Genomic DNA, 23,327 nt, shown 5'->3' on the forward strand with positions numbered 1-23,327 from the left:
GCAAGAGAATTCCGAATCAATCTGCATAAAAAAGAGGGAAGCCTCTCTAGCGCTCCCTCTTTTCGTCTTTCTTATTTCAGTTCTGTATAATATCTGATCTCTTCTTTCTCTACCTCGAATCCAACCGATTTGTATAGAGACAAGGCTGATAGATTCGTCGTTTCAACCATGAGATACGCGGATTTCAGCTCATGCGATTTTAGATACTCCAATGCTTGTGCCAGTAAAAACTTCGCAAACCCACGCTTCCTCCAAGGTTCTTGTACGAAAACATCCTCGATTACTCCCTCGTCTTCCTCTCTCCATGCCATCGAGCTAGCAGCTATCGTATCGTTATGACGAATCACCATCGATGTCCAGAGCGCTTTCCTTTTGTATTCGGACAATCGTTCAAGTCCTAATGGAGCATCCGGCCAAATCGTGGCTTCCACATTCAAGTAATCTTTTTCTTCCTCTGGGCTCTCCATTTTCCAATACGAAAAGTCAAAGTCTTCGTCCAGCGTTAACACGGGAATAGGCTCCAGTAAATCTCGCTTCATCTGATACAAGCTATTCAAATGCTTGTAGCCCATTTGAGTGAAAAATTGGTTGTTCGCGGTTTCGGAAGAATCGTTGCCGACACATAGCATTGTTTGGTGCGTACCTGGCAACGTTTCTTTTAATTCCAGAGCTCTTTGAAGAAGATGCTGATACACCTTTTCTAGCAAATCGGCGTCATTGTCTCGCTCCGGGAGTGTTTTTAGATTCACGAAGATCGAATGCTTGTTTTCTTCTGAACGTCCGGGAGGGATCGTATTTATGATACTGACTTGCCCCTTCGCAATCATTTTTCCATTTTCAAATGCACAATAGACATTACACCAATTTGCTTCTTCACCGCCCCACCAAAACGTCGCGTTTTCTTTTGCAGTAACAGCTTGATATAGCTCGCCAAGTAACGGGAAGTCTCCCTTTTGAAAATTCCGAACAATTATATCCGTTGATAATTGACTCACCATTATACCCCTTTCAAAATCAGGGAAGATCACGGGTTTGCGGGCTACTTACGCGAGTTCCCCCTCAAAATTTTGCCCTTTGTCAGCATTTGCTCAATCACAATAAACGCCTCCTTTAACAGTTGTTTCCATCCAAATAATCATACCGTGTCCCTTATCAGCTATCAAACCATTTTCCAATCAAGCACAAGATTTATCTTGCGAGAAAATCAAAAACCAAGTAAACTTTATCTCATTTACCCGGGCTATGAAAATTATGGAAGCCCCCAACGTGTTCAAGCCATGATCGACCATGCAAACGTGATGGTTGCAGGATGAACATCACGCGAATCTTGATTACCAAAAAGGAGCTTGCTTATGGACTCGAGAATCCCGGAAAGCGTTAGACCTTTATTACACGACTATACGCAACGGCTTATGACAGAACTGCCGAATGTCATCTATGGTGTGTATTTGTATGGTTCTATTGCTCTGTCTGGCTTCGAGGAAGATAACAGTGATATTGATTTTGTGACACTTTTGAATAGAGGGTTAACGAATGCAGAAATAGAAATGCTCAAGAATATTCATAAGGCTCTTCATAACACCAACCCATTCTCTAAAAGAATGGACGGCATGTATATCCAGCTGGATGACATCGGAAAAACCAATCCATCCTTGGAGCCGTATCCTTATGTTGACAGTGGGACATTCCAATCATCCGGCCACTATGATATCAATCATGTGACGTGGTGGATCCTCAAGCAACGGGGCATTACGGTTATGGGGAAAAGTGTTGAAGCATTACACATCCCTACCCAGTGGTTTGATGTTGGGGAAACGATGAAATACAACATACATGATTATTGGTCACCGAAAGGAAAAAGCATGATGAAATTCATGCTCGATGAGTGGGTGGAATTCGCCGTTTTCACCTTATGCCGAATCGATTACGCGCTCAACCATGAAGACATTATTCCGAAGAGAAAAGCCGTAGAGCACGCTCTGCAAGAGCTTCCCAGCGAATGGCATCTCTTACTGCAAGAATCGTTGCGAATACGCTACCAACCAAATGATCCATCTTTATTTTCGAACAGAATTAAGCGGGCAAAGGAAACCCAAAGATTTATTCGCTATATTTGCGAGCCGAAGCTCTACCGCAAAGCAGCTTTGCGTAAAGAAGGAGATTTGCTTATGAAGATCATGGAGCATTTGCACCTTGAGCATTTTAGACAAATGGAACAACTCGAGCTTCAATACTATGATGCTGAATTTATTACACCGTACCAAGAGAGCTACAATTGGTATTTGTTTCGTCCCGATTCGGTCGTTGCGATCGAAGAGAATGGGCGCATCATCGCTTTTATGAACCTGCTTCCCGTCAAGCCGCATATTTACCTGCAAATTGCGCAAGGGACGTTTAACGACAGCCTGATGACGACCGCGGATATCGAAGATTTAACTACTTCTCCCGAGCAAGTCTATTATTTTCTGTCCTGTGTCGTTGTCGATCAAGCTTATCGAAAAAGCCCTGCCTTGCCCATGATGCTGCATCATTATCTCGATGTACTGGCTCATGTCGAACAGAGTGGCTACCGCATTCAATCGATCATCATGGATACTATCACAGAAGCAGGCAATCGGTTCGCTCAGCGCCTTGGCATGAAGCATGTGTGCATAAGCGACCACGACTCTCATATACATGCCTCAGACTATGAGAGCTTCAAACAGCATGTTCACGCGAGTTATCCCCTGCTCTCCCGCTAAAGGCTTTGCATTGACCGTTCTCGAACCAGTAAAAAAGCAAATCCTCCATGAAGCATCTTTTCATGGAGGTTCGTTGCGGGCTTTTTAGTTGATGACCTCACCTGTCGTGGCTTCTATTGCCCATGGCTGTTCTGAATCCCGGCGGATTTGGTAAGCAAGCACTGGCTCCGCCCCTTTTTCTGCTGGCAAGTACACGAGTTCCAGTGGAGCATGTTGCACAAATTGATCCAGTGCCTCTTCCTTGGAGAGCGTTTTTGCTGTCTGATCAATCTGTATCCATGATAAATCCGAAAAGTTGCCCGTAAGCTCGGTAACAAGCCCGCTAGCCAGCTCGACCGACACTTTATAAGGATGCTCCATGACGGGAATCCCGTTGACCTTCGGAGCAAAGGTAAACTGAATGGTGCTAGGTAACTCTTGCGACGCTTCCAATGACAGCTCACGAACATCGGTGGGGAGGAATTTCTCCAGGTGGGCTATCGCCAGTGTTTGTGCCTGTTCGTAGGTCATTTCACGTTGGTTCTTACGTTCATTTGCAGCCATCCGTGAAAACCCGAGGAACGCTCCGTCATCTGTTGTCTCAACGGAAATGCCGTTGCCCTGCCCATCGTTCCAAGAGTATGAAATACCACGCGGATTTACACCGATGAATGCTTTTTGTTCCACCTTTATGCCCAACTTGCGTTCAAGCAGCTCTGCCACTTCATTAGAAGTTTTCAGTATGAGTGGTTTTCCTTGTCCCGAAACAGCAACGGACTTTTTCTCTGCTCTCGCTTGGCTGATCAGCGTGCCTGTTTTCGCGTTCACATAAACATCTGATACTACTACATATTGAAGCCCTGGTTGTTTCTTTCCTGCATAAACGAGGCGAAGCGTACTCCCCAGCTGTTGGGCGGCCTTCTTTTTGTCGATCATCCCGTCCCGATTGGCAGACTGAGATGCTCCCCCACTATCTTCGAAATCAGGGTAAAGAAACAAGGTCATTTCCCCTGTTTTTGGGGAGATACGGACCGTCGCGCTATTCTCCTGAAGAGGAATGCCATTGATGATTTTGCGAAAAGCTACTTCTCCTTGTGCCAAATTCGAGTGAATATAATCTACTTCAAACTGTTTGCTCTGTGCTCCCAGCTTCTTTTGCAAATATGCCTCTGCCTGATGTTCCAATGGTGATTTCTCTCGTGTTGTTGTGGGTTGGCTCCTATCTGTTGAGTTCGTTGCAGACTCCTTGGCTACGGACTGCGGCTGTGAAGCATCACGTGTAACCGTTTGGTTCTGAACGATTTTGTTGTCTACCTTTGGGGTAGCTTCCTGCTCCTGCTGTGGCTTGGCCTTGCTTTCAACTGGCAGAGAAGGCGTAGCTGATATGGCGGCTGGAGGTGAGATCGTTGTTTGCCTATCAACAGATGACTTCAGCGGTGAATCATAGCTCAGCCAAACACCCATGAATACGGCTGCTGCAAGAGAACCTGCTCCGGCCACAACTCGCTTGATCTTCGCTGACTGCTGCTTGTGATACGCCTCACGAATGAGCCTTTCCTTGCCCATCTGCTTCCACACTTGACGAGGTGGGATGCTCTCCTGCCTGACTTGCTTCAGTAATTCGATCACGTGGTTTTCATCTGGCAAACTCATTGGCAATCCTCTCCTCGCAAGCGTTGCCAAGTATTTTCTGCAACGCCTTTAGTCCCCTGTGACAGTCCACTCTCACTTTTGTCTCCGGAAACCCCAAAATCTCTGCTGTTTCCTTGACGCTGTACTCCTTTATGTATCGTAAAATCACAATAATACGCTGATCGGGCTTTAGCTTTTGCAAAGCCCGTTGAATACTATGCATCTCTTCTTTTGTGGCAAACTCCTCTTCTGGAAGACCCTCCGTAGACTTCATGAGGGCCAACCAGTTGTCTGAGAACAAGCGCTGCCACTTTTGCTTGCGGTAATGATCAATCGCGACATGCTTTGCGATGGAAAAAAGCCATGTCTTCATTGCGACTCGACCATCATACCTCGGCAGTATTTTTAATAGTCGTGAAAATACTTCCTGCACCATGTCTTCTGCATCTTCTTGTCTGCCCGTAAAGTAGAGCAAGAAGTAGTAGATGTCATCATAGTGAGCCTCATAAATAACCCCGATTTGTTCCGTTAACTCCCCAGACAACAGGCTTCCCCCTTTCTTACTCGGATTCTCCCTCTTCTCCATAGGTATAGAACTCCCCGGTTAGCGCATCGATTTCTTCGTTAGAAACGAGTGGAGAAATATAAACGAGCTCGGCGATGTTTTTATTTTCCTCATCCAAGGAGTAATACAGCTTCATTGGATATTTTTTAAGAAACTTCTTAGCTGCCTCTTCTTTTGTCATGGCGTTCTTGATATCCGGCAGCTTGATCGTTTGAGAGACTCTCAAATCCAGTAAAGTCGCTTTTCCTGTGGCTGCATCTACGTGCGCCTGTCGAAGCATACCATCTACCGGATACCCCTGATGAAGCATGGTGAAATCAAATTTGAACAAATTTTGATCGCGCTCATATCGATTAGCAGTGATGACCATTTCTTTATCGGTGAGAGGAAGGAACTCAGACATGGCTTCCACGGCTGCTTTTAGCGCCTGCTCTTCGTTCAGCTTTTTGTCTGCCGCACTTTTCCGCTTTGTATCCAATACTTGATAATTCGTTACCTTTCCTGTCTTGGTTTCGAAGAAGATATTGGCGATGACCTCATCCTCCGTCATCCACAAATAGTTGGTGATTCCAGTTTTCGGATTGCTTTCTTCTTGAAAAGTTCCACGCCCTTTTGTGGGATTGTATCCTGTCTGAGCTGCCAAGAAAGCTGCTGCCTCCTCTTTTGACTTGATGATCGTTTGCTTCGCTTTTGGTTGGAACTGAATGATTTTGTCGTTTTGTTTGGCGGACAGCTCAGCTCCGCGGCTCGCATTAATTCCCTCGTGAGAAGGAGCGTACAAGAACCTGTAGCTTTGCCCATCTGCACTTTGTCCGTAGTAAGGCTTCATAGCAGATGCAAACATCGCTTCAACCTTTTCTTTTGGATGAACCTTATTGGGATCAGCGAATTGAATTTTGCTGATGTCCTGTTCCATTTCCACTGGCTCCGCATACCCGTCGCCTCTTGCCAGATGCTGAATTTGTCCTTCGCTATTGATGGCGAAATTCAGTGTGTCATTGCGGAACGGAATCCCATTTACCCTTTTGCGAAACAAAATGGAAGAATTCCGATTGGAGGCTTCCTCGTCCAACTGATAGTCTGCCATGTCCTCGCCATACCATTGCTTCATGAACTCCGTTGCCCTTTTCTTCGCATCTTCTAAGGGATAGGTGGAGGAGAAACCTCCTTTGCCTGTGATGTGGCTGAAAAATTTGATTTCACCTGTGTTTTGATCGACATGCAAGCTCACAAAGGGGGCTTTCTTTTCCTTCGTTTGATACTTTTTCACTTCAATCCGGGATGTCTCTGCGTTCATCTCCAATTCGGTGATTGGATAGTTCTTTAGATAAGGCACAATTTGAACGAGTCTCTCAACAGACTTTTCGATTTTCTTGATCAGCTTCTCATCGATTGCGCCATCACCTTTGCTCTCCCCCAGAACCGTTACGTTCGATTCTTTTGCCGCCATAGAACTGATCGGTGCCGTTACAGCCAGACTCGCTGTCATGATTGCAAATACGGTTTTCGTCCATTTATTCATGTTTTATCCCTCACTCGCTCTATTTTTAGGTAGCTGGTATCTCCGTTGTTTACTCTCTGACCATTATTCGAATGAGGTCGATTTTTGTTTCAGGATAAATGAAATTTTTCCCATAAAAAAACCGACTCCTTATTTGGAATCGGTTGCAGTCTGGTTAAACCTTATATTTTGCAGGAGCCATCTGCGCAATTGTCGCCGGATTGCTCGTCTTTATTCTCGTCGTTCTGTACGAATTTCAGAGCAGGAGTTGCGCTTTCTTCTTCCCATACCTGGTTCAATGCACCCAAAAAGACTTCACCTGGCTGCGCGCCAGAGACTGCATATTTGTTATTAATGACAAAGAACGGTACACCCGTGACACCCAAATCGTTGCCTCTTTGTTTGTCCTCCTGTACTTGCTCTCTGTATTCGTCTCCTGCCAACATGGCGAGCGTCGCTTCCTTGTCCAAGCCTACCTCAGAAGCAAGCTGTGCCAGCACCTCGTGGTCTCCGAGATGGAGCGACTCGTTAAAGTACGCCTTCAGCAGTCGCTCCTTCATTTCCTTCATTTTTCCTTGTGCATGGGCAAAGTGCGTCAAGCGATGTGCATCGAATGTATTGGTCGGAATCATCGTGTCAAAATGATAGTCGAGACCGACACCTTTTGCCATTTGGGTAACTTGGTCATTCATCCCCTTCGCCTGTTCGAGCGGAATGCTATACTTGGCTGCCAGTACTTCATGCATGTCCATATCGGTATCGCGTTCCATCTGCGGGTCGAGCTGGAAGCTACGATATACGACCTCTACTTGATCCTTATGCGGAAATTGAGACAGCGCTCCTTCCAGACGGCGCTTTCCGATATAACAAAACGGGCAGGCAAAATCAGACCAAATTTCAATTTTCATGTTCCATCCTCCTCTATATGAACGGTGCTGACCAAAAGACAGCAGACCGCACACTGCAAAATTCGTCGTATGCACATTATACAACAACGTTGGGTACGACTATGCACTTTGGAGGTTGAAAGCTGCACATTTCCCTTAGCGAGTCATGCGAATGATGCGATCACAAATCGTTTCCGCATCTGCTTTGTCATGCGTGACAAGGATCGAAGTCATCTTGGCAGCTCGCAGCATTTGCTTCAAGTCATCGCGTATTTTCGTTTTCAGCTCGGCATCCAGATTACTGAACGGCTCATCCATCAGTAAGATAGCCGGTCTAGGTGCCAGTGCACGCGCAAATGCGACACGCTGCTGCTGTCCCCCGCTCAGCTCATGTGGATATCGCTTGCCATAGCCTTCGAGCTGCACGAGTACCAGCATCTCTTTCAATCGAACTATACGCTCTGCTTTGGACAATCGATGCAGACCGAACAAGATGTTTTGCTCAACAGTCAAATGCGGAAACAGCGCATAATCCTGAAAAATCATGCCGATCCCGCGTTGCTCTGGCTCCACAAACTGCCCCTGATCGACCAACACCTTTCCATCGATCTGGATGCGTCCGCTCTTCGGGGACTCCAGTCCGGCTATTAAGCGAAGCAATGTACTTTTTCCGCAACCGCTATTCCCGAGCAGCCCGACTACTTCCCCCTGCTCCATCTGCAAGGAAAAATCCCGGATAACGCTGCCGTTCCCGCTTGCATAGCCAAACGTCAGGTTTTTCACTTCAAAAAAAGTCATTTTGCCTGTCTCTCTCCTAACCAGTGATAGAAAATAACGGAGACGATCCCCACTGCAATGATACAGAGCGAAGGAATCGCGGCCTGATGAATTTGTTCATCGCTCGCATATTGATAAGCTTTGGTCGCCAGCGTCTCGAAGTTATAGGGACGAAGGAGCAAGGTAAGCGGCAATTCCTTCACGATTTCCATGAACACCAAGATAAAACCAGTGAACACAGCCCCTTTGATTAATGGCAAATCCACCTTAAAAAAGGTTCGTGTCATGCTCATCCCGAGCATACGTGCCGCTTCTGAATAACGGTTTCCCGTCTTCTCAAACCCCGCTTCGACTGCATTAAATCCGACAGCAAGGAAGCGGATGATGTAGGCAAACGTCAGCATGAACAAGGACATGCTGAGTACCAGCTTGTTGGCGCCTAAGCCCAGCCAGCTATAGAAGGAACCCAGTTCTTTATCTACGGACATCACCACCGCCATCACCCCGATGGACAAGACTGCGCCCGGAATGGAATAGCCCATGGAAATCAAGCGCGTCAGTGCCACAGCGAATATCGAGCCTCGGGAGAATCGGATGACATTCGCTACAGTTACGGCGAGCAGCATCAAGATAGTGATTGAGATACAGGAGATGAACAGCGTATTGCTCAAGAGCTTCCAGAAGGTCTCATTCAACACTTCCCCATACGTCCACGTTGCCCAGACAATCAACTGCCCAACAGGGATCACAAATGAAAATGTAACAATAACCAATCCGAAGATTACAGCAGCGAACATCGGGATTCCGCGCAATTTTCTGCGTGTGAGCGGCGTGCTCCTGTTCGTAGGCGAGCTGTATTTTTTCCGCTTACGCACGAGTCGTTCGACGATAAAGATCCCGATAATCAAGGTCATGAGCCAGGCGGACAAACGAATGGCCGATTCTACGTCATACATGCCAAACCACGTCTTGAAAATCGCCGCTGTAAAAGACTGAATCCCAAAATGCTTCGTCACTCCAAAATCATTGAGCACTTCAAATGCCACCAGACTCGCGCCACCCACAATAGCTGCCTGTGACATAGGCAGGACGATGCGAAAAAAGATATGCGCTTGGTTTTTTCCGAGCAATCTGGCATTTTCAATGAACACCGCACTCTGTTTTTCAAGAAAGGTTTTCGTAATCAAATAGACGTACGGGAACAAAAAGAGCGTAAATATAAAAATAGCGCCCTTCATCGACATGATGTCAAAGTAGCGTTGATCGAGCGTCAACCCGAATGTTTCACGCAAAGTCGTCTGAATGCTCCCCGTGTAGCTGAGCATGGAGCCGTACGTGTATGCTGCGATATACGGAGGAATCGCCAGCGGCAGTACAAAAGCAAATGAAAAGAAGCGACGCAATGGAAAATCGTAAGCAGCGACCAGCCAAGCCAAGCTCACACCTACGATGATCGTACAGGCTCCGGTACCGAGCACGAGCCATAGCGACTGCAGCGCGTAATCCAGCAACATATACTCTTGAATATGCTGCCAGTTTTCATTCTGTTTTTGAAAGAGTCCGAAAAAAATATAAAGAGACGGGAGAAGGGCCAAAAAGGCCCCTATCACGCTCAGCGTTACCCACCCGTTCAGTTTTCGTCTCAGGCTTCTACGCAAAAGTGCTCCCGTCATGCTTATTTCCAACCTGCTTGATTTAGCAGTTCTACCGCTTTTTTGTTATACTCGCCGAGCTTAGCAAAGTCGAGCTTTTGCGTTTTGAATTCTCCCCACTCTTTCAAAAGAGCAGGCTTGTCAGCCTCTGCATTGACAGGGAACTCGTAGCTTCCGTTTGTCAGCATCGTTTGAGCCTCTTTCCCTGTGACGAACTCAATCAATTTCACGCCATTGTCCTTGTTTTTCGCGTGCTTGGTCAAACCAATACCACTGATGTTCAAGTGTGTGCCTGTCGTTTCTTGGTTCGGGAAGAAAACGCCGATGTTTTGCGCGACTTTTACTTCCTCTGTATCTTTAGAATTCAGCATTTGTCCAACATAATAGGTGTTCATGATCGCAACGTCACCGACTTTGGCAACGACAGCTTTTGCCTGATCACGGTCTCCACCTTCAGGCTTGCGCGCGAAGTTGTTTACCAGACCCTTTGCCCAATCCAAAGCAGCCTGCTCGCCATTCAGCTCTATAAAAGAAGCAACGAGTGACTGGTTGTACAGATTGGAAGAAGAGCGTACCAATACTTTGCCTTTCCATTTATCTGTAGCCAAATCTTCATACGTAGACAGCTGCTCTGGCTTTACGCGATCCTTTGCATAGACGATTACACGCGCACGGGTAGCCATACCGATCCATTGATTGTCAGGATCACGCAGCTCTTTCGGTACGTTTTTCTCTACTTCAGCAGATTGAATCGGTTGCAGAACGCCATTTTGCTTCGCGTAGTTCAGAACACCACCGTCAACCGTGATGAACAAATCCGCTTCGGAGCTCTCTCCTTCACGCTTCAAACGCTCAACCAGCTCTTCTGCTGTACCCTTCACTTCGTTTACCTTGATGCCTGTTTGCTTCGTGAATTCTGCGAACAGTTTGCTATCAATATCGTAATGGCGCGCAGTAAATACGTTGACGACTTGCTCTGTAGCAGCCGGCTCTTGTGCCTTTGGCGCTTCTGTTTGCGGCTGGGCAGTATTCGCACCGTTTCCGCATGCAGCAAGTATTGGCAGCGTCAGCATCGTACTCAGCATGACCGCCAGCATCGATTTTTTTCTCATTTTGATTCTCCCTCTCTATCGCACTGATTGTTGATAATGAATATCATTGCCAATTGACAAGGCTTATTGTAACGAACAAAAATGAGAAAATGCTGTGAAAATAAAAAAACATCCCCAATTATTTTTAGCGAGATGTGGATCGGTTGAAATTCACCGACGAAGCGGCACAAAAACAGTCACAGTCGTGCCTTTCTGCTCCACACTCTGAATCGTTATACTTCCGTTGTAACGTGCCAGCAATCGTTTGGCGATGGCAAGCCCGAGTCCATACCCGCTCTCCCCGCTATTTCTTGCTTTGTCTACCCGATACAATCGGTCCAAGACATACGGCAAGTCCCGCTCGGGTATGCCGATTCCTTCATCAATGATTTCCATACAGGCAACCTTATCTTGCAACTTGGCCCTCACACAGATTCTCCTGCTCTCCCCGGAATACTTGACCGCATTATCCAAAAGGATCAGTAGCACTTGCTCCAGGTGTTCTTCCGATATGGCTAAGGTTTCTCCGCCCAAAGGACCAAGCTCTTGCTCAATCGTAAATGTCGGCTGAATCATGGCAAATTTCTTGACCATGTGACAGACGGCTCGATCCGGATCATGGAGCGCAACATCCTCTTCTACCTCCACATGCTCCGCTCTCGTCAAAACGAGCAGCTCCTGCACCAGTCCTTTTAGTCTGGCGAGCTCTTGAACAGATGTTTGCAAGGATTCCTCCAAAACAGCCGGATCATTTTTGCCCCAGCGCCGGAGCATTCCCAGATGCCCTTCGATAATCGCGATCGGCGTCCGCAGCTCATGTGAGGCATCTTCGACGAATTGTCTCTGCTGCAAAAAGGAACGCTCCACCTGATCCATCATTTTATTGAACATTTTCATCAGGGTCGCAATCTCATCCTGATTATCGTGAAACTGCACACGTTCATGGAATCCTTTTTGCCGGACGTTGCTCATTGTTTCATTCATCGATTGCAGGGGCCTAAGTAACTGCCTCGCGAGCAATCTTCCACCCAGACCGCTTATGATCACAGCGGTCAAGCACCCGATTGCCATGACCTGAAAGAGCGCACCACTCAACTGCTCAAACTCTTTCATATTCTTCAGAATCATCACTGTCCCGTTAAATTGAAAGATCGTAAGCGGACTGCTCATGATCAACAGGTCACCACGCACTTCTTGGGTCTGGGTGCGAATCGACTGAACAGGTGGAAGCGGTGGCAGTGTGATATCTTGAAAATTTTCCGATACGACAACAATCGGTTTACCCTCTTCGTCCAGAATGCGAATCATCTGGTTTCGTTGATTAATTTTCTCCAAGAAGCTGCGCAGCTCTGTGAGGTCCTCGCCCTCAAAAGATTGCTCTTTTTCCAGCGCGTAGTTGAGGAATTCTCGCATTGTCTGTTGCACAACCTGCTGTTCCTGATTAAACATCCACTTCTCTACAAAAAAATATTGAAAGCTATTATAGCCGATGAATACAAGAAAAAGCAGAAGCGACGACCAGAGTGTCAGCTTCCATTTGATCGGGAGCTGTAAAAATCTCGATGGTCCTTTCATTTTCGCATTACATAGCCAATCCCGCGTACAGTCGAGATATAGCTGTCCTCATTGGGGGAATCGATTTTATTGCGCAAATATCGAACGTACACATCGACAACATTGGTCTCGACAGCCGCCTCGAATCCCCACACGGTATCGAGCAGCACGTCACGAGGCAGGACTCGATTGATGTTTTTCATGAACGTCACGAGCAAATCATACTCTCTTTTGGTCAACTCAACAGGTTGATTATTTTTGGTTACGATACGTCCCTCTATTTGGACCACCAGCCCTCTGTGCGCGAGCATGGTTCGGGGGACATTCTCCTGTTCTTCCTGACGGCGAAACACAACGCGAATACGTGCCAACAGCTCCTCGATCGCGAAGGGCTTCGGAATATAATCATCGGCCCCACTGTCCAAGCCCGAGACGCGGTCCGTAATACTGTCTCTGGCTGTCAGCATAATAATCGGCGTTTTTTTCACGCTGCGTATTTTTTGACAAACCGCAATACCATCAAGCCCCGGAAGCATGACGTCCAATAATATGACATCCCAGTCTTCCTGTAAAGCGAGCTCGAGTCCTTTATGTCCATCATGCGCGACTGTAATCGCAAACGATTCGTAGCTAAGCTCCAGTTCAATAAATCGGGCCATATTGATCTCATCTTCTATCAGCAACACTCTTTTCACGTTTTGCCCACCCTTTTTCCCATTCTGGGGAATTCCACCTGATTGTAGATGAAAATAATTATCAGCGTCAATGTTCAGGCGGGAAAAGGAACTTCCTCTTCGTTTGGTAAATACTTACTTATGCTCATGTAGAACTTTTTAAAAGGAAGTGGATTCACTTGTACCTCGTAAAAGGAAACCAACAGTTGGCAGGGCAGCTTCTCCATGATAAAAACGATGTGATGTTTGCAGGTGTGGTCGCAGGCAATCATCCCGGGTTGCTTTGGGTAGATCATCCCGACAGTCGACTCATGCCATCGGCGTTGAAACACTAGAGCCTTATCGTCAAAAAGGCTTGTCTAGTACGCTGGCTTATCAATTGAAAAATCGGCTTCATCAGGAAGCAGCCACTGTGTGGTGGGATTGTATGGATTCGAATATCGCTTCGCAAAAAACGGCTGAAAAGGCTGGACTGCATCTCTCGCATCGTTATGAAATCGCTTGGTTTTCCTACCCAGCCCAGTAACCATCCGCCCACCACTTACATAGAATATGTCAAACTGGTTCATGAAGTAAGGTGGTGTATAGCATGCACGGATATCAGCCTTATGAATACCCCTATGAATATGACTTGCAAGCCGTGTCCTCACAACATGGACGGAGAACGGGACAATCTTTTGCCGAAATTCAGGGTGGTCCACTGGCACCGGATCTGCACGGCTACATTGTGTTTACCGATGTCCCCTACGGCACCGACGTATTCGTGGAAGTCAGTGGCCTCCCCGCTTTCCAGCCGGCCACTGGCAATCAGCCGCAAATTGGGCCATTTGGTTTTCATTTGCATGAGCATGGCGTCTGCACGGTAGGAAATCCGAAAGATCCCTTTACGGCTGCAGGCAGTCATTGGAACCCTACACAACAACCACATGGCAACCATGTTGGTGACTTCCCCGTACTGTTTTCCAATGACGGCTATGCACGAATGACTTTTTTCACAAACAAAATCAGTGCAGCCGATGTGGTCGGTAGAAGCGTGATCATCCATCAAAGTCCGGATGATTTCCATTCACAGCCGGCAGGAAATAGCGGAAAACGCCTGGCATGTGGATTGATCTACGCTGGATAAGCTTCACTCGAACAGAAAAAGGGGGCAACTCTGAAAGCTGCCCCCTCGCATTATTGAATTAGCTAGCGTCGTAATGTCGACAAATCAAATGCTGGGACAAGCCCTTCTTCGGCTGCACGACCGAGCAATGCCTCTACAGCTGCATAACCATCATTTCCTAAATTTCTCGTAAACTCATTCACGTACAAGTTAATATGCGCTTGCGCTACCTCCAGCGATAGCTCTTGGGCATGGGACATGACATATTCTTGTGATGCGGTCGGATTCGCCCATGCATATTCCACAGAGGAGCGCGTCCAATTGGTCAGAGCCTCGATATCCATTGATTTTTTCGCGATGATGGCACCCAGCGGAATTGGCAAGCTGGTATCAGCTTCCCACCAGTTGCCCAAGTCAGTCATAAGCGACAGCCCGTAGTTTTGATACGTAAAACGCGCCTCGTGGATCACGAGTCCTGCATCGATCTTGCCGTCACGTACAGCAGGCATAATCTCATGAAACGGCATGACGACGATCTCCCCTACACCACCTGGGACATTTTGTGCAGCCCAGAGCCTGAACAGTAAATAAGCTGTGGAGCGCTCACTTGGAACCGCTACACGTTTGTTGGACAGGCGTGCTGGATCGTTCGCACTCTCGCCAGAATTTCCTTGGGTCAAAACGAGTGGCCCGCATCCTCTGCCCAGTGCACCGCCGCAAGGGAGCAGCGAGTAATTGTCCATCACCCATGGCAATGCCGCATAGGAGATTTTCATTACTTCAGGGCCTTCTCCCTGTGCAGCAAGTGTATTCGTAATATCGATATCTGCGTACATAATATCGAGTTTTGGCGCTCCCGGAATCAAATCATGTGCCCAGGCATGAAAAACAAAAGTGTCATTCGGACATGGTGAAAATGCAATTTTCATGATAGTACCTCCAGTAGTACAGAGCTTCCCTTTTCTAGAGATTCCAACGCATCTTTTATCCGCCAAGCAGATTTATCCCGCGGTCCAATTGCATTCGATACCGTGCGAATTTCCAGAACAGGTCGTCTGGCAGCCTGGGCAGCAGTTGCAACGCCATACCCCTCCATCGCTTCAGCTAGCGCGTCTGGCATCCGCTGCGCCAAAGCCGCCGCTGTTTCCGCTGTTCCCGTCACGGTGGATAGTGTAAGGACGATGCCTTTTTTGGCAACCAAGCCTGCCGCTTTCATCGAATTGGTCAGCTGTTCCACCAACTCCTGGTCAACACTTACTTTCGCTGATCCAAATCCCAGCTCGTCCACACTGCAAAAGCCCTCAGGGGTTTCTGCCCCTAAATCTGCACAAATAATCTCTGTTGCGACAACCAGTGACCCAATCTCTGCTTGCCCTACGAATCCACCGCATATTCCTGCACAAATGACCAGATCGTAATCCGCGCAAGCAAGCTCTCTGGCTGTACTCGCTGCGGCTGCTGCGGGCCCTACTCCCCCAGCGATGACAGTGAATCGCTCATCTCCTTGAATGCCGCGCATCACTGCATCCCGTTCTGCGTCAACGGAGGTCACGACCAGAATGCTTCTATATTGTTGTGACAAAATCATTTGCCCTGTCTCCCTTCAATCGCTTTCCACCTTCCACGTTATCGCTACTTTTCGTTCGTGTAAAGCCGTTTAAAGAGTTTGTCAAAAGACAGGAAAATACTTACAATGAATCCTGTTGTGCATTTTCGCTAGATGAGAGGTGACCGATCATGCTTTATCCACCGAATCCGAACACCCATCCTGACTGGCTCTCCCCCCACTCTTTGGCCTGGTACACGCAGTTGAGCAAAATGACTGGTGAATATGTATACCCATGGCGCTCTACCATTACGGAACCGAATGGCGAGTCGCTTTTTATGGAAGAAATTAGTCGTCAGGTTCCGAATCAATCCGTTCTCGACATCGGCTGCGGGCACGGTGCATTCACACTGCACTGGAGCCGTTCTGCCAAAGAAATCGTCGGCTTGGATGTGACAGAAAACTTTGTGCAAAAGGCCCGTATGCAAACACCCGAAAACGTCTCCTTCGTTGTTACCAATACGAAATATACCCTCCCCTTCCATGACGATACGTTCGATTGCGCCTACAATCGCAAGGGACCTACCTCCGCCTATCCAGATATAGCACGTGTCGTCAAAAGAGGAGGCTCGTTCATCGGATTACATCCGGGCGATCAATTTTTCGCCGAATTATTCGAATGGTTTCCTCATTTATTTGGTTCACGTCCAGCAGACACCCCGATCCTGCAAAATCTGCAGGAGAGACTTAGACAAGCTACTTTCCAGCGAGTGGATATTCAGACGGTGATTGCCACCGAGTATTTTCAGACCCCACTTGATGTCATTCGTATGCGTTGCTTCGGGCAAAGTCCCACTATTCTCACGTCCGCCATCGAACAACACATGGACAGTGTTCTGCCGATTTTTGACCATTATGCGACTTCTGACGGTCTGCCCACTACGCATATGTATTACCTCGTTCGGGCGATTGTTTAATTCGTCTTATTAAAAAACCTCCAGCCGTATTTGGCCAGAGGTCGTCACTACTCTTATCCTTTTAGCAAAAAGCTGTTGCCGTCTTCATCCTGAAAAGTCGCATAGGTCCCCCATTGCATCTTGTTCAGTTCTCCTTGAAAAACAACGCCGTTCGCCCGCATCGTTTCGTACGTCTTTTCAACTTCTGTACATTCAAAAACGATCGAGGCTTTTTGTTCCTGCCAGTTGCTCATCATACTTTTCGGATAGAGCACCAAAGCAGTCTGGGCACCTGCTGGTCCTACCTCCAGCCAACTGCTGTTTGGTCCCATCGGGTGCTCTTGCTTGACCTCAAATCCAACCTTCTCTGTCCAGAACACTTTAGCGCGTTGCTGATCTTCTACGTAAACAGCTACCGTTGCCATTTTGGTAATCATAATATCCTCCTTAACTAATTCGAGCATTTATCATCCCATTTTAACCGAAAAAAAGTTTACTTATCGCTATCAGCAAACCCAAATGTTGACAATGGTTGCGCGCGATTTTATATTTAATTACGAAATGTAAGAAACAAAGCATTGAATAAGCTTCTCCCTTTCAATGCATCATGTTAGTGTAAAAACAAGTTGCAGGAGGAATGCAAAGTGGGTAAGGATTTTATTGCAGCCGTAAAAGACAGAAGAACGTACTATGGGATCAGCAAGGAAAACGTTGTATCTGATGACCGTATTAAAGAAATCGTGCAGGAAGCAGTAAAGTACACCCCATCGGCATTCAACTCCCAAAGCGCTCGCGTTGTTGTCCTCTTGGGTGCGGAGCACGATAAGCTGTGGAACATTACCAAGGAAACGCTGCGTAAAATCGTTCCCGCTGAAAATTTCGGAGCCACGGAAGAAAAAATGAACGCCTTCGGTAGCGGATACGGCACTGTTCTTTTCTTTGAAGACCAAAGCGTCGTCCAAAACCTCATGCAGCAATTCGAAGCGTACAAAGATAATTTCCCGATTTGGTCCGAGCAATCTTCCGGAATGCTTCAGTATGTTGTGTGGACTGCGTTGGAAACCGAGGGCTTCGGTGCTTCCTTGCAGCATTACAATCCACTCATCGATGAAGCAGTCCAACAAACGTGGAAGATCCCTAACGAATGGAAGCTGAGAGCACAAATGCCTTTTGGCAAACCAACCGCTCAACCAGGCGAAAAACAATTCCAACCGTTGGATGAGAGAGTGAAGTTCTTTTCCTAAGTAACTTTTGTTCCATGTCTGTAATGGACGGCTCAGAATTTCCTATTTGGGCCGTCCTTTCGTGTATTGAGCGATTGCTTTCCTCTGTCGTCTGTGATAGTATTAGCTTAAACAAAAGATTCTTATTTAAAGCGTTCACATATTGTAAAGGGTTTACACTTATGTTTGAACCTTTTACAATGTGTGAATTTTATTTTATATAAATAAAAGTTACATATTCATTTTATTTTGTTGGAGGTAACACCCATGCAAACAGGTACAGTTAAATGGTTCAACGCAGAAAAAGGTTATGGCTTCATCGCAGTTGAAGGCGGAAACGATGTATTCGTTCACTTCAGCGCAATCCAAGGCGACGGTTTCAAAACCCTCGAAGAAGGCCAACGCGTAGAATTCAACGTAGTTGAAGGCAACCGTGGTCCACAAGCTGAGAACGTAACAAAACTGTAAATTACACATAAAGCTGCCCTTGCGAATAACAAGGGTGGCTTTTTTTTCCACATCTTTTTCCTCACATAATTCGTTCTTTGTTCCTAATGGGCAGTTGACATTAGCCATGCCTCCCCATATAATCTCTTTATAATGCAGAGTAAAGCAACGGCGCTTTCTAGCATAAAATATTCAGAATGTACACATAGGAATAAACGCGACATGTATTTTCCGTTTATTTTTAACGAGCTATGAAAGCGGTTCCAGTTGGCTGTTATTACCATTACCTGTAAACAAGTTCATAAAAGTAAGCAAAGGCGCTTAGGGTATCACTCATTTATTTAATGAGATCCTAAGTGCTTTTATTGTTTACATCCGCAAAAAGGTGGGATATCCATGGAGCACATTGGAAGCGTCATTATTTACATCATCATGTTATGTGCAGTAATTGGTGCCATTGCCGCGATCCGCAACAGCGATGAGGGTCTCGGTAAGGAGTTCATGGAAGGGATTCACTCAACAGGTTACATCTTCGTTCCTGCCGCCGGTATTATGGCGTCCCTCCCGTACATCTCTTGGTTCGTAGAAAAAGCGGTATCACCCATCTTTAACAAAATTGGAGCAGATCCTGCAATTGCCGCAACTGCGATTCTCGCATCTGACATGGGTGGCTATCAGTTGGCAAACCTCCTGAAGACCTCCACAGAAGGTTGGATTATGGCGATGATCGTCGGTCTGATGGCCGGTGCTACGATCGTGTTCTCCATCCCTATGGGACTTGCTATGTTGGACAAGCGCGATCATAAATACATGGCGCTTGGCGTAATGTCCGGTATTTTGACAGTTCCGATCGGTGCTTTTATCTCCAGTTCCATTCTCGTTTTGACAAATGCAGAGGTTCGCAATGAAATCTCGACGAACGCTGAATCGACTTATGCTTTTGCCATTGGCTTCGGACAGGTACTGTTGAACCTTTCACCAATTTTGTTCTTCGTATTAGCGATTGCTGCTGGTCTGCGCTTCCTGCCAGACTTGATGATTAAAGGCTTTATGATTTTCGGAAAGACAATGGATGCAGCTATCAAGCTCGTACTCGTTTTCTCGATCGTGCAACACTTTACTGGCATCTTCACAAAGATTTTCGGAGCTTGGGGCTTCGATCCGATCATCGCTGATCCAACTGACCAATACCGTGCGTTGGAGACCGCTGGTTACATCGGTATCATGCTCGCAGGTGCGTTCCCAATGGTTTACATGCTGCGTAAATATGCAGCGAAGCCACTCGAAGTATTGGGTAATAAGCTTGGCATGAGCCCTTCTGGTAGTGCAGGCTTGCTCGCAACGAGTGCAAACATCCTGGCGATGTTCCGTCTCATTCGTTCCATGCCGCCTAAAGACAAGGTTATCAACATTTCCTTCGGGGTTTGTTCCGCTTTCTTGCTAGGTGACCACTTGTCCTTCTCGGCAAACTTCCAACCAAACATTATCTTGCCGGTCATGCTCGGTAAATTGGGTGCAGGTATTATCGGGATTGCTTTTGCTTACTGGCTCTCCGTACCGAAAGCCCTTGAACTGGAAAAACAAGATCGTGCTGCTGGAATTATCGGACCAGATGAGTATCTGGATACTCACAACGCTCAAGCTGAAGTTGCAGCAACCAAACAATAAAAGTAAAAGAGCGGTCCTTCGTGGGCCGCTCTTTCCTTTACACACCGTTCTTGCTCATCTCCCAAATTTCCAATGCAGGTACCGGCTTTTTTGAGCACCCATCCATCGTTAATTCACGAGCTTCTTTTGACCACAAAAAAGGATAGATTGCGAACATTTCATTGCCTTTTAGCTCGGAAACGTCCTTCTCCCAATCCGTCCAGAAAAATGTCTCATAAAACGTATGGATATCCCCGGTCATTGCCCAGTGCAAAAAGTCGGTATAGCCAATTTCAAGATCCTCCCACGCAAGACTATCCGGAGCGAAATACCATATACCGCCTACCGAATCCGGAAACATTCCACCATTGATCGCAAAGAATCCCCCTATGACATCGTCTGCTACCAGCAGCATCCGGTTCAAGGCACATTGCTGGTTCCAAGAAGTGATGGAACGCGGCAAATGAGGATGGCCAGACCCTAGAATCCTTAGCCAGCCTTGGTGAATCAGAATCCCGCCTGTTTCAAAAGCAACAGCACCTAGCGTTGACCTCGTCGTCACTTGTAAATCAACAAGCTGTTTTTTCCCTTTCTCCAGTTCAACTGGAAGAAGAGTAATTTTCCGCTCTGATGCTGACTGCCATTTTTTTATTTCATCCATTGCTGAATCCTTTTCGCAATACAATTCCTCGAAGCTTTTCATTTCAGTCTCCAATCTCGCCAAAATAAACAATAGTTTGGATGCTGTTAGCTCGCCATGACTGACGGATGAATCCTCAACATCTACCCTTGATGGGCAGCAGCCTGTGGAGAGCAGCACAGATCCCCTTTGCCCGATTCAAGTGCAGACTTCAGGCTACCCAACACATGAGACCAAGCCATTTCGTGCCAGCCCCGAGCCTTTTCCCACTCCTCTCCCTCTTTCCAACCGAAATGCTCGACCAATACTTGCGTTTTCCCCGCTGTTTCAGACAAGGTGACAAGCACATATGTCAAAGCATCCTCGTGATTCATGGTATCTGCGAATTCATCTGGTCCCTTCCATGTAAAGCCCAGGCGCTCCTTCGGTTCAAAATGGGTAATGATGCAACCTTTCGTCCCCATCTGGTCGCGATTGGCTGGGTTGAAGTACAATTCATAGGCTCCGCCCAGGTACGGCTCAATCGTTGCATCAGGCGCAAACCACTGAACTAGCCGTTCCTTTCGTGTCCATGCCCACCAAACCAGCTCTATAGATGATGATACTTCTATCTCCGCTTTCAAGAAACCCATGGAACATCCCCCTAACTATTTTCCTAACAGTTTGAAAATAGCAATTTCTGTATAACCAGTCAATACAGAACACTCGCTATCCTCAACATTCACGCCCGAACGAGATTTCAAGCGTATAATTGAGTCTGAACAAGTCTGAATGGAATATTTTTTACTTAAAAGTGTAATTATGCAGTAATCGCATAAGAATGAATGCTATAATAGTTGAGTAAGTAAAAAATTTCACAATGGGGAGAGGAACGATGGAACAACCACTTGCTAAATCGGCTCATCAGAAATTACCCATTGGAAAATTGCTCAAGAGGGTCTTCGGTATCCTAATTGGTGCTTCCCTGTTTTCGGTAGCGCTCGAGATTTTTCTCGTACCGAACAATATTATCGACGGTGGAATCGTAGGTATCTCGATTATTACCTCGCATCTGTCTGGAATCCCTCTTGGCGTTTTCCTGTTTGTGCTTAACCTGCCCTTCTTGATCATAGGGTACAAGCAAATCGGAAAAACGTTTGCACTATCAACCCTCTTCGGGGTTACGATCATGTCAATCGGAACGACACTGCTTCATCCTGTCAAAGGGCTAACGGATGATCCCCTGCTTGCAGCTGTTTTTGGCGGCATACTTCTCGGGATTGGTGTAGGACTCGTTCTCCGTTATGGAGGCTCTCTGGACGGTACAGAGATCGTCGCTGTACTGCTTAACAAGAAATCTCCATTCTCCGTTGGTGAGATCGTAATGTTCATGAACTTATTCATTTTGAGCAGTGCCGGATTTGTATTCGGTTGGGATCGCGCGATGTACTCGCTGATCGCCTATTACATTGCATTCAAAATGATCGATCTGACCATCGAAGGCTTCCAGGAGTCGAAAGCCGTATGGATCATTAGCGACAATCACAAGGATTTGGGAGATGCGATTGTTGCTCGTCTGGGCCGTGGCGTTACTTATTTGAATGGTGAGGGCGGCTATACCGGAGACGACAAGAAAGTGATTTTCTGCATCATTACGCGTTTGGAAGAAGCCAAGCTGAAGCTGATCGTGGAAGAAGTGGACCCGAATGCCTTCCTGGCTGTCGGCAATATTCACGATGTGCGCGGTGGGCAGTTTAAGAAGAACGCGATTCATTAAAGGGAAAAAAGTGTACCCTATAGAGTGGGCGTTGGGGAACGTCTGTCTATAGGGTATTTTTTGTATGTTAATAATATATGGTAATATTTTCGAAGACTTTCTTTTGTCTATCTAAAATTATTGTTTTTTAAAGTTAACATCTCAGCATGGGTAAGATTACGTAATGTTCCCTCATATACAACATTTTCAAAAGTATCACTCGTTGTATAACTGCCTTTTGTACTTTCATCAATAAACATTAATTCTTCATCTTTTACAAAAATCGATGTTTGATTTCCGTTGAAACTAATAAACAAATCTTGTTTTTCTCCGTCACCATTCGGAACCATAATTTATTGCTTTTTCTTTCATGAATCAAACACCTTCTCTTTCAATAATGCCAGAATTCAAAATAAAGTACGATACTCCTATATCTCAAGAAAAAGGAGGTTTTCTCAGTGAATCAAGCATTCTCGATAGAACGAGTTCCTTTTGAACAGAAGCACGCTCTCAAGCAACTGTTGGAGCTGTATACGTACGACTTCACTGAGTTTGAGCCTTTCGAAGTAGATGACAACGGCTTGTTTGGCTACGACTACTTTGAGAAGTATTGGGTCGAATCAGAGCGCCATCCCTTTTTCATTAAGGTTAATGGTAAGCTCGCTGGTTTTGTCCTCGTCCGCATGCTCACAAGCCCTGATGCAAATTTGCCATCGGTCCACTCCATTGCTGAATTTTTTATCATGAAACGCTACAGGCGGCTGGGGATCGGAAAAGCGGTCTCCCATCAAATCTTCAAAATGTTCCCGGGTGCCTGGGAAGTCTTTCAATTGGAAAACAACGTGCCTGCCATCGGCTTTTGGCGTGCGAGCATCCGCGATTACACAGCCAATCACTATGAAGAGCGTCAAGCGGATGGCAAAGTCATACAAACGTTCATTTCGAGCCCATAGTAGAAAAAGCCAAGGGACAGCG

25 protein-coding genes are annotated in these 23,327 nt (G+C 46.6%); 9 read left to right on the forward strand and 16 right to left on the reverse strand.

What is annotated here, in order from left to right; genetic code table 11:
• Positions 1-71: 71 nt before the first annotated feature.
• Positions 72-998, reverse strand: coding sequence for a GNAT family N-acetyltransferase (locus HP570_RS25930; protein ID WP_173627610.1), 927 nt, complete (start codon positions 996-998; stop codon positions 72-74).
• Positions 999-1,352: 354 nt separating this feature from the next.
• Between HP570_RS25930 and HP570_RS30085 the strand changes: the two genes are divergently transcribed.
• Positions 1,353-2,741 carry an aminoglycoside adenylyltransferase domain-containing protein gene (locus HP570_RS30085; protein WP_375138867.1) on the forward strand — a complete coding sequence of 463 codons (1,389 nt, stop codon included), beginning with the start codon at positions 1,353-1,355 and terminating at the stop codon, positions 2,739-2,741.
• 84 nt (positions 2,742-2,825) lie between these two features.
• On the opposite strand, the gene HP570_RS25945 is transcribed toward HP570_RS30085, so the two are convergent.
• The 9 genes from HP570_RS25945 to HP570_RS25985 all read right to left on the reverse strand — a co-directional run bounded on the left by HP570_RS25945 (position 2,826) and on the right by HP570_RS25985 (position 13,074).
• Positions 2,826-4,373 (reverse strand): YcdB/YcdC domain-containing protein, encoded by a 1,548-nt coding sequence (locus tag HP570_RS25945; protein ID WP_173627611.1) that lies wholly within the window; start codon positions 4,371-4,373, stop codon positions 2,826-2,828.
• Positions 4,357-4,938, reverse strand: coding sequence for an RNA polymerase sigma factor (locus HP570_RS25950; RefSeq protein WP_173627612.1), 582 nt, complete (start codon positions 4,936-4,938; stop codon positions 4,357-4,359). The genes HP570_RS25945 and HP570_RS25950 overlap by 17 nt, the downstream gene beginning before the upstream one ends.
• A complete protein-coding gene (locus HP570_RS25955) occupies positions 4,913-6,439 on the reverse strand; it encodes a YcdB/YcdC domain-containing protein (protein ID WP_173627613.1) in 1,527 nt (508 codons plus the stop codon). The genes HP570_RS25950 and HP570_RS25955 overlap by 26 nt, the downstream gene beginning before the upstream one ends.
• Before the next feature lie 161 nt (positions 6,440-6,600).
• Positions 6,601-7,326, reverse strand: a complete 726-nt coding sequence (locus tag HP570_RS25960; RefSeq protein ID WP_173627614.1) for a DsbA family oxidoreductase — start codon at positions 7,324-7,326, stop codon at positions 6,601-6,603.
• Positions 7,327-7,461: 135 nt separating this feature from the next.
• A complete protein-coding gene (locus tag HP570_RS25965; protein ID WP_142498280.1) occupies positions 7,462-8,103 on the reverse strand; it encodes an ABC transporter ATP-binding protein in 642 nt (213 codons plus the stop codon).
• The gene (locus tag HP570_RS25970; protein WP_173627615.1) at positions 8,100-9,755 is read right to left on the reverse strand and encodes an ABC transporter permease; all 1,656 of its coding nucleotides are present in this window, start codon (positions 9,753-9,755) and stop codon (positions 8,100-8,102) included. The genes HP570_RS25965 and HP570_RS25970 overlap by 4 nt, the downstream gene beginning before the upstream one ends.
• 2 nt (positions 9,756-9,757) lie before the next feature.
• Entirely contained in the window at positions 9,758-10,846 is a 1,089-nt protein-coding gene (locus HP570_RS25975; protein ID WP_173627616.1) for a Fe(3+) ABC transporter substrate-binding protein, read from the reverse strand.
• A 150-nt stretch (positions 10,847-10,996) separates the two neighbouring features.
• Positions 10,997-12,400 (reverse strand): sensor histidine kinase, encoded by a 1,404-nt coding sequence (locus HP570_RS25980; RefSeq protein ID WP_173627617.1) that lies wholly within the window; start codon positions 12,398-12,400, stop codon positions 10,997-10,999.
• Positions 12,397-13,074, reverse strand: coding sequence for a response regulator transcription factor (locus HP570_RS25985; protein WP_173627618.1), 678 nt, complete (start codon positions 13,072-13,074; stop codon positions 12,397-12,399). The genes HP570_RS25980 and HP570_RS25985 overlap by 4 nt, the downstream gene beginning before the upstream one ends.
• Before the next feature lie 262 nt (positions 13,075-13,336).
• Here HP570_RS25985 and HP570_RS25990 point away from each other — a divergent pair, with 262 nt between their 5' ends.
• Both HP570_RS25990 and HP570_RS25995 read left to right on the forward strand, forming a co-directional pair.
• Positions 13,337-13,579, forward strand: a complete 243-nt coding sequence (locus HP570_RS25990; protein ID WP_012684688.1) for a GNAT family N-acetyltransferase — start codon at positions 13,337-13,339, stop codon at positions 13,577-13,579.
• 63 nt (positions 13,580-13,642) lie between these two features.
• The gene (locus tag HP570_RS25995) at positions 13,643-14,179 is read left to right on the forward strand and encodes a superoxide dismutase family protein (RefSeq protein ID WP_173605767.1); all 537 of its coding nucleotides are present in this window, start codon (positions 13,643-13,645) and stop codon (positions 14,177-14,179) included.
• Between the two features lie 62 nt (positions 14,180-14,241).
• Here the strand turns inward: HP570_RS25995 and HP570_RS26000 are convergent, their stop codons facing one another.
• Complete coding sequence (locus tag HP570_RS26000) at positions 14,242-15,087, reverse strand: 1,4-dihydroxy-6-naphtoate synthase (protein WP_173627619.1); 846 nt, start codon at positions 15,085-15,087, stop codon at positions 14,242-14,244.
• Complete coding sequence (locus HP570_RS26005; RefSeq protein ID WP_173627620.1) at positions 15,084-15,746, reverse strand: futalosine hydrolase; 663 nt, start codon at positions 15,744-15,746, stop codon at positions 15,084-15,086. Before HP570_RS26005 ends, HP570_RS26000 begins: the two co-directional genes overlap by 4 nt.
• 149 nt (positions 15,747-15,895) lie before the next feature.
• Between HP570_RS26005 and HP570_RS26010 the strand changes: the two genes are divergently transcribed.
• Positions 15,896-16,681 carry a class I SAM-dependent methyltransferase gene (locus HP570_RS26010; RefSeq protein ID WP_173627621.1) on the forward strand — a complete coding sequence of 262 codons (786 nt, stop codon included), beginning with the start codon at positions 15,896-15,898 and terminating at the stop codon, positions 16,679-16,681.
• A 53-nt stretch (positions 16,682-16,734) separates the two neighbouring features.
• Here HP570_RS26010 and HP570_RS26015 read toward each other — a convergent pair whose 3' ends face one another.
• Positions 16,735-17,097 carry a VOC family protein gene (locus tag HP570_RS26015; protein ID WP_012684683.1) on the reverse strand — a complete coding sequence of 121 codons (363 nt, stop codon included), beginning with the start codon at positions 17,095-17,097 and terminating at the stop codon, positions 16,735-16,737.
• Between the two features lie 207 nt (positions 17,098-17,304).
• On the opposite strand from HP570_RS26015, the gene HP570_RS26020 reads away from it, so the two are divergent.
• The 3 genes from HP570_RS26020 (at position 17,305) to eutH (ending at position 19,998) form a co-directional block, all read left to right on the forward strand.
• Positions 17,305-17,904: a nitroreductase family protein gene (locus HP570_RS26020; RefSeq protein ID WP_173605762.1), complete on the forward strand. Its 600-nt coding sequence runs from the start codon at positions 17,305-17,307 to the stop codon at positions 17,902-17,904.
• Between the two features lie 246 nt (positions 17,905-18,150).
• Positions 18,151-18,351 (forward strand): cold-shock protein, encoded by a 201-nt coding sequence (locus tag HP570_RS26025; RefSeq protein ID WP_007725380.1) that lies wholly within the window; start codon positions 18,151-18,153, stop codon positions 18,349-18,351.
• A gap of 375 nt (positions 18,352-18,726) precedes the next feature.
• Positions 18,727-19,998, forward strand: coding sequence for an ethanolamine utilization protein EutH (gene eutH / locus HP570_RS26030; protein ID WP_173627622.1), 1,272 nt, complete (start codon positions 18,727-18,729; stop codon positions 19,996-19,998).
• A 37-nt stretch (positions 19,999-20,035) separates the two neighbouring features.
• Here eutH and HP570_RS26035 read toward each other — a convergent pair whose 3' ends face one another.
• Both HP570_RS26035 and HP570_RS26040 read right to left on the reverse strand, forming a co-directional pair.
• Positions 20,036-20,797 (reverse strand): DUF2625 domain-containing protein, encoded by a 762-nt coding sequence (locus HP570_RS26035; protein ID WP_309139215.1) that lies wholly within the window; start codon positions 20,795-20,797, stop codon positions 20,036-20,038.
• Positions 20,761-21,249 carry an SRPBCC family protein gene (locus HP570_RS26040; RefSeq protein ID WP_012684679.1) on the reverse strand — a complete coding sequence of 163 codons (489 nt, stop codon included), beginning with the start codon at positions 21,247-21,249 and terminating at the stop codon, positions 20,761-20,763. The genes HP570_RS26035 and HP570_RS26040 overlap by 37 nt, the downstream gene beginning before the upstream one ends.
• Before the next feature lie 242 nt (positions 21,250-21,491).
• Here HP570_RS26040 and HP570_RS26045 point away from each other — a divergent pair, with 242 nt between their 5' ends.
• Positions 21,492-22,373: a YitT family protein gene (locus HP570_RS26045; RefSeq protein ID WP_087342436.1), complete on the forward strand. Its 882-nt coding sequence runs from the start codon at positions 21,492-21,494 to the stop codon at positions 22,371-22,373.
• Between the two features lie 107 nt (positions 22,374-22,480).
• On the opposite strand, the gene HP570_RS26050 is transcribed toward HP570_RS26045, so the two are convergent.
• Positions 22,481-22,702 carry a hypothetical protein gene (locus tag HP570_RS26050; RefSeq protein ID WP_173627623.1) on the reverse strand — a complete coding sequence of 74 codons (222 nt, stop codon included), beginning with the start codon at positions 22,700-22,702 and terminating at the stop codon, positions 22,481-22,483.
• 108 nt (positions 22,703-22,810) lie between these two features.
• On the opposite strand from HP570_RS26050, the gene HP570_RS26055 reads away from it, so the two are divergent.
• Positions 22,811-23,305, forward strand: a complete 495-nt coding sequence (locus HP570_RS26055) for a GNAT family N-acetyltransferase (protein ID WP_173627624.1) — start codon at positions 22,811-22,813, stop codon at positions 23,303-23,305.
• Positions 23,306-23,327 lie beyond the last annotated feature (22 nt).

This window comes from Brevibacillus sp. RS1.1, assembly GCF_013284365.1.
Taxonomy (GTDB): domain Bacteria; phylum Bacillota; class Bacilli; order Brevibacillales; family Brevibacillaceae; genus Brevibacillus; species Brevibacillus brevis_D.

Bases quoted from the DNA above. Each gene is read 5' to 3' on its own strand.
- HP570_RS26025 (WP_007725380.1), top strand. From the start codon at position 18,151: ATGCAAACAGGTACAGTTAAATGGTTCAACGCAGAAAAAGGTTATGGC.
- HP570_RS25955 (WP_173627613.1), bottom strand. From the start codon at position 6,439: ATGAATAAATGGACGAAAACCGTATTTGCAATCATGACAGCGAGTCTG.
- HP570_RS25930 (WP_173627610.1), bottom strand. From the start codon at position 998: ATGGTGAGTCAATTATCAACGGATATAATTGTTCGGAATTTTCAAAAG.
- HP570_RS30085 (WP_375138867.1), top strand. From the start codon at position 1,353: ATGGACTCGAGAATCCCGGAAAGCGTTAGACCTTTATTACACGACTAT.
- HP570_RS25960 (WP_173627614.1), bottom strand. From the start codon at position 7,326: ATGAAAATTGAAATTTGGTCTGATTTTGCCTGCCCGTTTTGTTATATC.
- HP570_RS26005 (WP_173627620.1), bottom strand. From the start codon at position 15,746: ATGATTTTGTCACAACAATATAGAAGCATTCTGGTCGTGACCTCCGTT.
- HP570_RS26015 (WP_012684683.1), bottom strand. From the start codon at position 17,097: ATGATTACCAAAATGGCAACGGTAGCTGTTTACGTAGAAGATCAGCAA.
- HP570_RS26045 (WP_087342436.1), top strand. From the start codon at position 21,492: ATGGAACAACCACTTGCTAAATCGGCTCATCAGAAATTACCCATTGGA.
- HP570_RS25980 (WP_173627617.1), bottom strand. From the start codon at position 12,400: ATGAAAGGACCATCGAGATTTTTACAGCTCCCGATCAAATGGAAGCTG.
- HP570_RS26000 (WP_173627619.1), bottom strand. From the start codon at position 15,087: ATGAAAATTGCATTTTCACCATGTCCGAATGACACTTTTGTTTTTCAT.
- HP570_RS26050 (WP_173627623.1), bottom strand. From the start codon at position 22,702: ATGGTTCCGAATGGTGACGGAGAAAAACAAGATTTGTTTATTAGTTTC.
- HP570_RS25995 (WP_173605767.1), top strand. From the start codon at position 13,643: ATGCACGGATATCAGCCTTATGAATACCCCTATGAATATGACTTGCAA.
- HP570_RS25950 (WP_173627612.1), bottom strand. From the start codon at position 4,938: ATGGAGAAGAGGGAGAATCCGAGTAAGAAAGGGGGAAGCCTGTTGTCT.
- HP570_RS25970 (WP_173627615.1), bottom strand. From the start codon at position 9,755: ATGACGGGAGCACTTTTGCGTAGAAGCCTGAGACGAAAACTGAACGGG.
- HP570_RS25965 (WP_142498280.1), bottom strand. From the start codon at position 8,103: ATGACTTTTTTTGAAGTGAAAAACCTGACGTTTGGCTATGCAAGCGGG.
- eutH (WP_173627622.1), top strand. From the start codon at position 18,727: ATGGAGCACATTGGAAGCGTCATTATTTACATCATCATGTTATGTGCA.
- HP570_RS25945 (WP_173627611.1), bottom strand. From the start codon at position 4,373: ATGAGTTTGCCAGATGAAAACCACGTGATCGAATTACTGAAGCAAGTC.
- HP570_RS25975 (WP_173627616.1), bottom strand. From the start codon at position 10,846: ATGAGAAAAAAATCGATGCTGGCGGTCATGCTGAGTACGATGCTGACG.
- HP570_RS26040 (WP_012684679.1), bottom strand. From the start codon at position 21,249: ATGGGTTTCTTGAAAGCGGAGATAGAAGTATCATCATCTATAGAGCTG.
- HP570_RS26010 (WP_173627621.1), top strand. From the start codon at position 15,896: ATGCTTTATCCACCGAATCCGAACACCCATCCTGACTGGCTCTCCCCC.